This is a genomic window from Bacillus sp. 5RYD7K (assembly GCF_059831465.1).
In genome coordinates, this window is the sequence record NZ_CP191200.1 from 1,361,187 (window position 1) to 1,372,693 (window position 11,507).

Annotated in this window: 10 protein-coding genes; 9 read left to right on the forward strand and 1 reads right to left on the reverse strand. The window is 42.7% G+C overall.

The genetic code is table 11. From position 1 onward, the window contains the following. Positions 1-21 precede the first annotated feature (21 nt). The 5 genes from prfB to ftsX all read left to right on the forward strand — a co-directional run bounded on the left by prfB (position 22) and on the right by ftsX (position 4,307). A protein-coding gene (gene prfB / locus ACQE26_RS06865; RefSeq protein WP_500471084.1) for a peptide chain release factor 2 occupies positions 22-1,123 on the forward strand; the annotation gives its coding sequence in 2 pieces (ribosomal slippage) (positions 22-93 and positions 95-1,123; 1,101 coding nt in all). Between the two features lie 170 nt (positions 1,124-1,293). Next, positions 1,294-2,142, forward strand: coding sequence for a YitT family protein (locus ACQE26_RS06870; protein WP_060964157.1), 849 nt, complete (start codon positions 1,294-1,296; stop codon positions 2,140-2,142). A 35-nt stretch (positions 2,143-2,177) separates the two neighbouring features. Further along, entirely contained in the window at positions 2,178-2,519 is a 342-nt protein-coding gene (cccB, locus tag ACQE26_RS06875) for a cytochrome c551 (protein ID WP_016937788.1), read from the forward strand. 218 nt (positions 2,520-2,737) lie between these two features. Further along, positions 2,738-3,424 carry a cell division ATP-binding protein FtsE gene (gene ftsE / locus ACQE26_RS06880; protein ID WP_003151418.1) on the forward strand — a complete coding sequence of 229 codons (687 nt, stop codon included), beginning with the start codon at positions 2,738-2,740 and terminating at the stop codon, positions 3,422-3,424. Beyond that, positions 3,417-4,307 carry a permease-like cell division protein FtsX gene (ftsX, locus tag ACQE26_RS06885; RefSeq protein ID WP_013353766.1) on the forward strand — a complete coding sequence of 297 codons (891 nt, stop codon included), beginning with the start codon at positions 3,417-3,419 and terminating at the stop codon, positions 4,305-4,307. The genes ftsE and ftsX overlap by 8 nt, the downstream gene beginning before the upstream one ends. Positions 4,308-4,353: 46 nt before the next feature. On the opposite strand, the gene ACQE26_RS06890 is transcribed toward ftsX, so the two are convergent. After that, a complete protein-coding gene (locus ACQE26_RS06890; RefSeq protein WP_500471085.1) occupies positions 4,354-5,760 on the reverse strand; it encodes a right-handed parallel beta-helix repeat-containing protein in 1,407 nt (468 codons plus the stop codon). Between the two features lie 209 nt (positions 5,761-5,969). On the opposite strand from ACQE26_RS06890, the gene ctpB reads away from it, so the two are divergent. The 4 genes from ctpB (at position 5,970) to ACQE26_RS06910 (ending at position 11,235) form a co-directional block, all read left to right on the forward strand. Continuing rightward, on the forward strand, positions 5,970-7,328 hold the full coding sequence (gene ctpB / locus ACQE26_RS06895) for a carboxy-terminal processing protease CtpB (protein WP_416135394.1): 1,359 nt from the start codon (positions 5,970-5,972) through the stop codon (positions 7,326-7,328). 374 nt (positions 7,329-7,702) lie between these two features. Beyond that, positions 7,703-8,056, forward strand: coding sequence for a swarming motility protein SwrAA (gene swrA / locus ACQE26_RS06900; RefSeq protein WP_012118562.1), 354 nt, complete (start codon positions 7,703-7,705; stop codon positions 8,054-8,056). Between the two features lie 74 nt (positions 8,057-8,130). Beyond that, positions 8,131-9,321, forward strand: a complete 1,191-nt coding sequence (minJ, locus tag ACQE26_RS06905; RefSeq protein ID WP_500471086.1) for a cell division topological determinant MinJ — start codon at positions 8,131-8,133, stop codon at positions 9,319-9,321. Positions 9,322-9,675: 354 nt separating this feature from the next. Continuing rightward, on the forward strand, positions 9,676-11,235 hold the full coding sequence (locus ACQE26_RS06910) for a Rossmann-fold NAD(P)-binding domain-containing protein (RefSeq protein ID WP_500471088.1): 1,560 nt from the start codon (positions 9,676-9,678) through the stop codon (positions 11,233-11,235). The last annotated feature ends 272 nt before the right edge of the window (positions 11,236-11,507 follow it).

The following is an 11,507-nucleotide window of genomic DNA, read 5'->3' on the forward strand; positions in this document are numbered from 1 at the left end:
TCTTTTAATGAGGTGAATGGAATGGAATTATCAGAAATCAGGGCAGAGCTCGAAAATATGGCTTCTCGTTTAGCGGACTTCAGGGGGTCTCTTTGACCTCGAATCAAAGGAAGCCCGCATTGCAGAATTAGATGAAAAGATGGCGGAACCGGAATTCTGGAATGACCAGCAGAAGGCCCAAACCGTCATCAACGAAGCGAACGGTCTGAAAGACTACGTGAACTCCTACCATCAGCTGAGCGAGTCTCATGAAGAGCTCCAAATGACACATGATCTTTTAAAAGAAGAACCCGATACGGATCTTCAGCAGGAGCTTGAGAAAGAGCTGAAGTCATTAACGAAGGAATTGAATGAATTTGAGCTTCAGCTGCTGCTCAGTGAACCATATGACAAAAATAACGCGATTTTAGAACTTCACCCGGGTGCAGGCGGTACAGAATCCCAAGACTGGGGTTCCATGCTGCTCAGAATGTATACTCGCTGGGCGGAAAGACGCGGATTCAAAGTTGAAACGCTTGATTATCTGCCAGGTGATGAAGCCGGAATTAAGTCGGTCACACTGCTCATTAAGGGCCACAATGCATACGGCTATTTAAAAGCGGAAAAAGGCGTACACCGACTCGTGCGGATTTCTCCGTTTGATTCATCTGGCCGCCGCCACACGTCATTCGTGTCATGTGAAGTCATGCCTGAATTCAATGAGGAAATTGACATTGAAATCCGGACTGAAGACATTAAAGTTGATACGTACCGGGCAAGCGGTGCCGGCGGACAGCACGTCAACACGACTGATTCGGCCGTTCGGATTACCCACCTGCCGACAAATGTAGTCGTTACATGCCAGACGGAACGTTCACAAATCAAAAACCGCGACAGAGCGATGAAAATGCTCAAAGCGAAGCTGTACCAGCGCAGAATTGAAGAACAGCAGGCGGAGCTTGACGAAATCCGCGGCGAACAGAAAGAAATCGGCTGGGGCAGCCAAATCCGCTCTTACGTATTCCATCCGTACTCCATGGTGAAAGACCACCGGACCAATACGGAAATGGGGAACGTACAGGCGGTTATGGACGGAGATATTGATATCTTCATTGATGCCTACTTACGCTCTAAACTGTCTTAATCCGGGAACACACCTGCCTTTGGCATGGTGTGTTTTTTTATCCGTTCTCTTTTTCCATTTTTCACAATAGCGCTTTAGCAAATTAATACGGTATTTGGCTGTTATTTACTTCTAAGCCGGGAAGACTTAAAATGCTATCGAGAGAAAATCGGAGAACGGAGGATTTTTGCATGGATGTGAATCACAATAAGCCGCTCCGTCTGATCAAAGATTACATATATATCGTGATCGGCGCGGCGATTACAGGGGTCGTGTTTAACGTATTTTTGCTGCCGAACCGTATAGCGGCGGGCGGAGTAAGCGGAATCAGCACCATTTTGGAGACATTTGGTTTTGAGCCGGCTTACGTGCAGTGGATCATTAACATCCCTTTGTTTATCGCCGGCGTAATCATTCTCGGCGGGAAATTCGGAATGAAGACACTTGTCGGTTCCATCGTTCTGCCGCTTGCCGTCTTTTTAACGAGAGACCTGCCTGCCGCGACGACCCATGAACTGCTGGCGGCGATTTTCGGAGGCGTCGGGATCGGCACGGGGATCGGTATCGTGTATCTCGGCAAAGGCTCCACGGGGGGAACGGCACTGGCGGCGCAGATTATCCACAAATACACGGGGCTTTCACTGGGAACGTGCCTTGCCATCATGGACGGATTAATTGTGCTGAGCGCGATGCTCGTTTTCGGAGTGGAACAGGGACTGTATGCGATGCTTGGGGTATTTATTTCAAGCAAAACGATTGATGTCGTGCAGGTCGGGTTCAACCGCTCCAAAATGGCTTTAATCATTACGCAGCATGAAGAAGCCGTCAGGTCGGCTGTGTTTACGGAAATTGACAGGGGTGTGACGAAGATTTCCGCAGTCGGCGGGTATACGGAACATGACCGGCCGATCTTAATGTGTGTCGTCGGCCAGACCGAATTCACAAAACTGAAACAAATCGTCAAACAAATTGATGAGTCAGCCTTTGTCATTGTCGCAGACGCAAGCGAGGTGCTCGGCGAGGGTTTCAAACGCGCATAAACAGGGTTATAATAGCGAAGGGGTGCATCTTACATATGAAATCAAAATGGGCGCTATTGGCGCTGGTTCTGACCATGTCCGTCCTGCTGGCGGCATGCGGCGGAGCCAATGAATCGAAAAAAGAAAGCTCTGACAGCTCAGGCGGATCGAAAGCATCTGCGTCAGCGGGCGAAGAGCTTTATCAGCAAAGCTGTATCGGCTGTCACGGTAAAGATTTAGAAGGCGGCGGAGGTCCGAATTTACAGGAAGTCGGCGGGAAATATGATGAAGCCAAAATTGAAAGCATCATTAAAAACGGACGGGGCAATATGCCGAGCCATCTTGTAAATGATGAGGAAGCCGCGAAGATCGCAAAATGGCTGTCACAGAAAAAATAACAGAAAAACCTTGCCTGTTATAGGGGCAAGGTTTTTTCACGGCCTGGGAATGAAAAGAAACTGTAATAGTAATATGTCTAAATTTGACGTATAATGAAGTGTACTGAGGAAAAGGAACTTTCAGATTTTTCATCTGTTTCCTGGTAAGCCGGCCATAAACCGCAGTATTTTTGCGAACTCTATGGCTGCAAGACATAAATAAAAGATTAGGTGATTTCATGATAGAGATGAAAGAAGTATATAAATCCTATCCGAACGGTGTAAAAGCGATTAACGGGCTGTCAGTCATGATTCATCCCGGAGAATTTGTATATGTCGTAGGACCGAGCGGAGCCGGTAAATCTACTTTTATTAAAATGATTTACAGAGAAGAAAAACCGACAAAAGGGCAAATATTGATTAATCATAAAGATCTCGCGGCTGTGAAAGAAAAAGAGATTCCTTTCGTGCGGCGTAAAATAGGTGTTGTTTTCCAGGATTTTAAACTTCTTCCGAAATTGACGGTATTTGAAAACGTAGCGTTTGCGCTTGAGGTTATCGGAGAGCAGCAGTCAGTCATTAAAAAACGCGTGCTCGAAGTGCTCGACCTTGTGCAGCTGAAGCATAAAGCGCGGCAGTTTCCCGACCAGCTTTCCGGAGGAGAACAGCAGCGTGTTTCCATCGCAAGATCCATCGTCAACAATCCTGACGTCGTTATAGCTGACGAACCGACGGGCAACCTTGATCCGGTAACATCATGGGAAGTCATGAAGACGCTGGAAGAGATTAACAACCGCGGAACGACCGTCGTGATGGCGACACACAATAAAGAAATAGTAAACACCATGAAGAAACGGGTCATCGCGATCGAAGACGGAATTATTGTGCGTGATGAGTCAAGAGGGGAGTATGGTTCTTATGATTAAAATTCTCGGGCGCCATTTGCGTGAGAGTTTTAAATCTCTCGGAAGAAACACATGGATGACTTTTGCATCCATCAGCGCCGTTACCGTTACATTGATTTTGGTCGGCGTGTTTTTAGTCATTATGCTGAATTTAAACAACATGGCTAAAAATGCTGAAAAAGAAGTGGAAATTAAAGTATTAATTGATCTGACGTCAAATAAGAAAACGCAGGATACGCTGCAGAATGAGATTAAAGACATCTCGGGAATCCAAAGCGTAGAATTTTCATCTAAAGATAAAGAGCTTGATCAATTGGTCAAAAGCTTCGGCGACAGCGGCAAGGCCATGAAAATGCAAGATCAGGAAAACCCGCTGAACAACGCGTTTATCGTCAAAACGACAGATCCGCATGATACGCCGAAAGTCGCGAAAAAAATTGAGAAGCTGGATCATGTGTATAAAGTGACATACGGGAAAGAAGAAGTCAGCCGTCTGTTCAAGATCGTCGGAGTGTCACGCAACATCGGGATCGCGTTAATCATCGGCCTTCTGTTCACGGCGATGTTCTTAATTTCAAATACAATTAAAATCACGATTTTCGCCAGAAGAAAAGAGATTGAAATCATGAAGCTTGTCGGCGCGACAAACTGGTTTATCCGCTGGCCGTTTTTCCTTGAAGGGCTGCTGCTTGGGGTATTCGGTTCTGTCATACCGATCGCTCTCGTGCTGAGCACGTACCAGTCAATGGTCGCTTGGGTGGCTCCGAAAGTTCAGGGCTCATTTGTTTCACTCCTGCCGTACAGTCCGTTTGTGTTCCAAGTATCACTTGTGCTCATTCTGATCGGCGCGGTTATCGGAGTATGGGGAAGCTTGACTTCCATCCGGAAATTCCTTCGTGTATAAATGCAAAAGCCAGTCTTTGTGAGACTGGCTTTTTTTGATGGTTCTGTTATTGAATGACGGGCAGGGCCGGTGATCCCGGCTTTAGTGTAAAGTCATAAGACGATTCGTCACGGTACATCGGATCGGCATATATGGAATTCGAATCGTTTGCCGTTCCTTTTTTGTAAGCTGCGAATGAATCATATTCTTTGTTCTTCCAATTCCAAATGCCGTCTTTTCCCGCTTCTTTGTGATAGACGTTATGATTAACGGTATTGCCTTCGTTTTTCGTATAATCATTTGCGATAAAAATCCGTGAACCGCTTGCCGTCAAGATGTTCTTTTCGATGGTGTTCCCTTTTGTATCGTACTGGAGCAGCAGCTGGCCGCCGTCAAGGTCCTTTGTGTCATTTCGGTACATGATATTGTGAGCGATCACGGAATTGATTGTGCCGCCTCGTTTTGTGTCATATCCCCCGATTGAAATACCCGTGTAAGCATTGTTGTACACTTTGTTATCCGTAATCCGTATATCTTGTGCGTACTTTCCTTTATGCTCGGAAGTGGCTTCAATGCCGAGGTCATTGTTGTAAACGGTGTTTTTCTTAATGTCCACATGTTCTGCGCCGTCAACGTATATACCGCCAGCAGAGTATTCATTGCCGTAGGCGGGGTTTCCGTAAGAAGAGTTATGGCTCACCGTATTGTTTTCAATGACGCCGTTTCGCGCATAGTCGTTTTGCTTGGAAGTTCCTTCATAGCCGATCACGTCAATCCCGATATTGTTGTTGTTCCGGATGGTATTGCCGGCGATCTTAAATCCGTCAACATTCCCGTTCAGCACAACCGCTTCGCTTGCGCCGAGCGTCAGTTTTTCAACCGTGTTATTTGTGATGCTGACATCCTTCATGGCGCCCGAGCCGTAAAACGCGATGCCGTGTGCATTTCCCTCATCAGCCGTTGTTTTAATATTCCGGATATGGTTGCCGTCAATGGCGATATGACTGCTTGATCCGGTGACGTAGATGCCCATGGCTGTCGCATCTTCTGATGAGACGGATAGGTTTTCAAGCGTAATGCCGTGAATGGTAATGTACTGTTTATTGCGGATTTGAATTAACGGTGTTTCAGAATCGCTTTTAGGCGCAGATTTGCCGCTGATGGCGACATGCTCATTCTGATAGTTCTGAAATGTAATCGGCTTTTTCGCCGTCCCGCTGTGCTTTACTTCAAATGTTTCGTCGTACGTTCCTCCCCGAATCAATACGGTTGTTCCGGCCTCAGCCTTTTCCGCCGCATGCTTCAATGTGCGGAACGGCTTTTCTTTCGTTCCGTCATTTTGATCGTTTCCCGCGGGAGAAACATACAGAGCGTCAGCCTGTGATTTTTCATTGGCCTCTGTTTTATGCCAGACAAAGGCGGTAATGCCTGCGGCCAGCACCGCCGCGGATAAAATCGACAATTTTATGTTCATATCGCATTCTCCTGTATATTTAATGAATTGCATACAAAATATTATACGTTACCCATTTATATGAAACAATCTATCGGTTCCGTTTTTTTGTTGCCGTTACATGAATTCTTTTCGGTTTACACATACTATCTCCAGGTTTTCGTAAAAGGACTAAGAGGAGGTAAACGATGAAGCAGAAAATGATCGCAGCGATAGCGGCCGTCAGCATCATGTGCGGCGGAGCCCATATTGCCGGGGCGGCACAGCCGAAATCATCAGAAGCAGAAAGAAGCCAGGCAATGGAAAAAATCGAAAAAGCATATGAGCTGATCTCGAACGAATACGTGGAAAATGTGGATAAAGAAAAGCTTCTTGAAGGAGCGATTCAGGGGATGCTGTCTACATTAAACGACCCTTATTCCGTTTATATGGACAAGCAGACCGCCAAGCAGTTTTCCGATTCTCTGGATTCATCTTTTGAAGGGATCGGCGCTGAAGTCGGTATGGAAGAGAATAAAATCATTATCGTATCACCGTTTAAGCAATCTCCGGCTGAAAAGGCAGGCCTCAAGCCGAATGATGAAATCATCAGTATAAACGGCGAGTCAATGAACGGGAAAGATTTAAATGAAGCCGTGCTGAAAATCAGAGGGAAAAAAGGATCGAAAGTTTCTATTAAAATACATCGTCCGGGCACTGAAAAACAGCTGTCATTCCGGATTAAAAGAGCGGAAATCCCGCTGGAAACCGTATTTGCTTCCCGTAAGGAATCAGGCGGGCATCATGTCGGCTACATCGCTATATCGACATTTTCCGAGCATACTGCTCAGGACTTCGCCGCGGCGCTGAAAAAGCTTGAGAAACAAGGGATTGACGGACTCGTTCTTGACGTAAGAGGGAATCCCGGCGGCTACCTTCAAAGCGTCGAACAGATTTTAAAGCATTTCGTCACAAAAGACATGCCGTATATCCAAATCGCGGAACGCAACGGAGATAAAAAACAATATTTCTCAACTTTAAAACATAAAAAGCCGTATCCCGTTAATGTCATTACGGATAAAGGGAGCGCTTCCGCTTCCGAAATTCTTGCGGGCGCGCTGAAAGAAGCGGGGCATTATGACGTTGTCGGTGATACCTCCTTCGGTAAAGGAACGGTACAGCAGGCCGTGCCGATGGGAGACGGCAGCAACATTAAATTGACACTTTACAAATGGCTGACGCCGAAAGGCAATTGGATTCACAAAAAAGGCATTACTCCGACAATCGCCGTAAGCCAGCCGGATTATTTTGCGGCGGGACCGCTTCAGCTGAAACAGCCGCTTCAGCCTGATATGAACAGCGCGGATGTCAAACATGCACAAATCCTGCTGAAAGGTTTGGGTTTCGACCCGGGCAGGGCGGACGGCTATTTCAGCGGCACAATGAAAAAAGCCGTCATGGCGTTCCAAGATCGGTACAAACTTGATAAAACAGCTGTCATTGACAAACAAACAGCGGAAAAAATGAATCAGCTGATGAATGAGAAGAAATCTGACGAAAAAAATGATATACAGCTGCAAATGGCGTTAAAATCATTATTTGTTAAATAAATGAAAAGGAGGTTTTTTTAAAGCCTCCTGTTTCTTTTGTCATGTTTCACAAATGAACCAAAAGACATATAATTATGACGATTTTGACAAGATATTAAAAAAATTTTCACATTTAAACATTTATAAAGGACAAACATTACCCGATATTTATAGGGAAGAGAGACTTTATGCCGAGTTAATATGTATTCAAAATGAAACTTTTGAAAGTTGCCTCAGTCAGTTTTAGTTCTTACAATAAAAGAAGGTTCTAATAGAGAACAGTTTTTTAGTTTGGCAGCTGCATTTCAGTATTGAAAGCAGAAGTGTTTGCGGCGCTTCAGCACGGCAGCTGTAATCACCCGTGCTTATCTGGATAAAAAAATGGGGGTTCACAATTGAAGAGGGCAAGTATTGTGCGTGAAAAAAAATATTATGAATTAGTGGAACAACTAAAAGACCGAACAAAAGACGTTACATTTTCATCAACAAAAGCACTAAGTCTTCTTATGCTGTTCAGCAGATACCTGGTCAATTACACAAATGTTGAATGTGTTCACGATATCAATGAGGAGTGTGCAAAGCATTATTTCACCTACTTAATGAAAAACCATAAACGTTTAGGAATCAATCTGACGGATATTAAACGGTCCATGCTTTTGATCAGCGGTGTAATCGAGGTGGAAGTCGACCACTATCTGAAAGATTTCTCTCTCTCAAATGTGACGTTGTGGATGACGGAAGAGAGATAGACGTTTGAGATATTCAAGCCAATGATTATTTGGTAGAATAGAATTAAAATGTTTGGCTTGAGGCGGTGAAAGCAATGTCTGTTCAATGGGGAATTGAACTTCTGAAAAGTATCGGTCTGTTTTTTTTGCACCCGATGTTTTGGTTTTTTATCATCATAAGTCTCGCCTGCGGATATTTGCGGATTAAACGTGAACGCCATACGTTTCATACAAAAATCGCAGATATGTATGACGAGCTTATCTTTACATACATAAAAGGGCTTATACCGGGTATTCTTCTCTCCATATTATTTTTTGGACTGGGAATTTCGATTCCATTCGGTCTTCTCGGCATAATTGCGGCTGTGACGGCTTTGGCATCGCTGACGTTCCGTATGAACTGGCTGTCATCAGCTTATATTGTCAGCGCCGGCATGTTGATTGCGTTTATCCTTCAGTATACCCACACAGTGCCGTTTGCGGATCGGTTTCCGCAGGCATTCGGCGTGAATTGGGCATCAGCGGCCGTGTTTATGGGCCTTTTGATCATCACGGAGGGAGCGGCTGCTTACCGTTCAGCGCACCTGAAAACATCTCCGGCGCTTGTCGTCAGCAGCAGAGGTCTGCCCATCGGCCGTCAATTGGCGAATCGCGCATGGCTGCTTCCGCTTTTCTTATTGGTGCCGGGCAGCGGGCTTGAGTCACACCTTTCTTGGTGGCCTGTCTTTACCGTGCCGGGCGGCTCTTTCCATTTGATCTGGATTCCTTATATCGCCGGCTTCGGACAGCGTGTGCAGGGATCCCTTCCGGAAGTCAGCATACGGATAACGGCGAAACGTGTCATGATTCTCGGGATTATCGTCACCGCATTCGGGGCAGCGGCCCTTTGGTGGAGTCCGCTTGCCGGTGCTGCCGCTTGTATTGCGGTGCTCGGACGCCTGTTCTTATCATTGAGACAGCGGCTGAACGATAACGCGGCTCCGTTTTATTTCTCTAAGCGGGATCAGGGCTTAATGGTGCTCGGCATCATTCCGAATACGCCCGCAGAAGATCTTGAGCTGAAGATCGGTGAGATTATAACGAAAGTAAACGGCATTCCCGTGAAGCATGTATCGGATTTTTACGAAGCACTTCAAAAAAACCGCGCATTTGTAAAAATGGAGATCATCGGCCTGAATGGTGAGCTCCGGTTTGATCAGCGCGCGTCCTATGAAGGCGAACATCATGAATTAGGTATTTTATTCGTTCAGGATGAACATGAACAAGAAGAAATGACAGCATTATAATGTGATTTTTCATAATTATTCGGAATAGTTTCAAGAACTCCTAAACTAGATTTCAAAATAAAACAGCTAAGAAAATTATATTTTCTTAGCTGTTTTATTTTGAAATAATACAAAAATAAATGAAGGAGAGGTATGGCTTATTGGAAAGGTTATTGCTAACTCCAAAACCTTTAGAAGATGAATCTTTAGCAGGATATATATTAAGAATAACTGATTATAATGGTTATGAAAATTCTAGTTGGATATATACTATGGCTCAGATAAAAAAAGAAAATTGTTAGAGGTGATGCGGGTAAGATAAGTTTAGAGTTACTGAGCAACATTACTGGTATTACTGAAAGAGAATTATGGAGTATGACTTTTAATGATAAAATTATGGATACCACTAATCTTGGATTTATAAGGACGGGCTTTAAGTTAGGTATTAATTTATATGCTGATAAAATTTGCCCAGCTTGTTTTAATGAGAATTTTTATCAGAAGAAAATTTGGAACTATACAGTTAATGTTATTTGTCCCATACATAATTTGTATTTGGTTAATGAATGCCCAAGATGTAACAGTAAGATATCTCCGATAAGAAAAACATTAAAAAAATGTAACTGTGGATTTGAACTGAAATTGTTAGATCATGTAAAGATAGAAGAGGATTGTATTAGTTTTGTTCATTTTTTTTATAATTTATGTTATGAAATTAAAACCTTTGATACTCAAATAGATGCGATATGGAACCTTAAATTTGTAGAATTACTTAATTTAATGATTACAATTTGGTTAAGGATAGGAGGGTATAATAAAGAGAAGAGGCCAATTGTTGATTTTTCAATGCAAAATGAAGTAGAAAAAAAGATTATTCTTCAGATTTATGAGATATTTACAAATTGGCCACATAAATTTTATGCTTTCTTAGATAAAATTTATATTAGAGGAGAAGGATTAAGTAAGGCATTTGGTAGGTTTTATAAGGAGTTAATAAAAAAGTATGAATGTGACTCTTTTGAATTTTTGTGCTATGAATTCAAGAACTTTATAAATGATAATTGGCATAAACCAGTAGAACTTGGAAAAAAAGATTTATATAATAATGAGTTTGTGTCTGGAGAACAGGCAATGAAGGTTTTAAAAATTGATCGAAGAGTGTTAAATCATTTAATAAGCAAGGGCATATTGGAATCTAAAACTTCTAAAAGAGGTTATGTCCATACTTCAATTAAAACGGCTACATTGTCTAAGTATCTGATAAGAAAGAAAGATTATCTATTTACAACTCAAGTAATAGAATTATTAGGGACTGAACTGCCAATTTTAGAAATATTAGATGAGCAAGGATATATTAGAAGAATACACGATTTGGAAGGGTTAAGGAAAAGAAAAATATATTCTGCAATAAGTATAAAAGAGTTTCTATTAAAGATGGAAATATATTTACAAGAGACAGATCAGATTACGGACGATTTAATAGTATTTAATCAAGCTTTAAGAAACATCAAGTTTAGCAAAGTTGAGCTGAATTATTTTTTTAGGGCTATATTTGAGGGGACGGTACGGCCTAAGAGAAGAGTGAAGGATAGAGGTTTAAGAACATTGCTATTTTTAAAAAGTGATATTGAAATGGTTATAGAAAATTATCGTAAGGATAATCCTAAAAAAATTATATTATCAATTAAAGATGCAGCCAAAACGAAAGCTGCCTTAAATATGTTGTCCGAGAAGCTCCATGTAGCATTAAAGAATGAAGGCATTGAAGTCCTTTCCGTCCATCCAGGGTGGGTAAGGACGGATATGGGAGGAATGATAGCCCCGACACATCCAAAAGAAACAGCAGAAGATATTTATAATCTCATTAATCGACAAGTTCGTATCGATAGTGAATTTGTTTTCGTTGACTATCAAGGGAAACCGATGAGCATTTGATGTGGCACCGTCTGGATGATCAAGAAAATGACTGCTGTATGATATAAGATATAAGTTGTAATTTAAGATTTATACACAAGCGTGCAGAGGCTGTTTGCCTTTCTGCACGCTATTAAATTGGAAAATGTAAAAAAATGAATATTGAGAACAGATTGCATCCTGAAATGCTACATGACATGATAAGAAGGACATAACTTTTTCCTCAAAAAATCGTGTCTTGACAACGGGGGCATTATTGAGTGTTTTTTTAAGTGATTCTGATTATTACTATC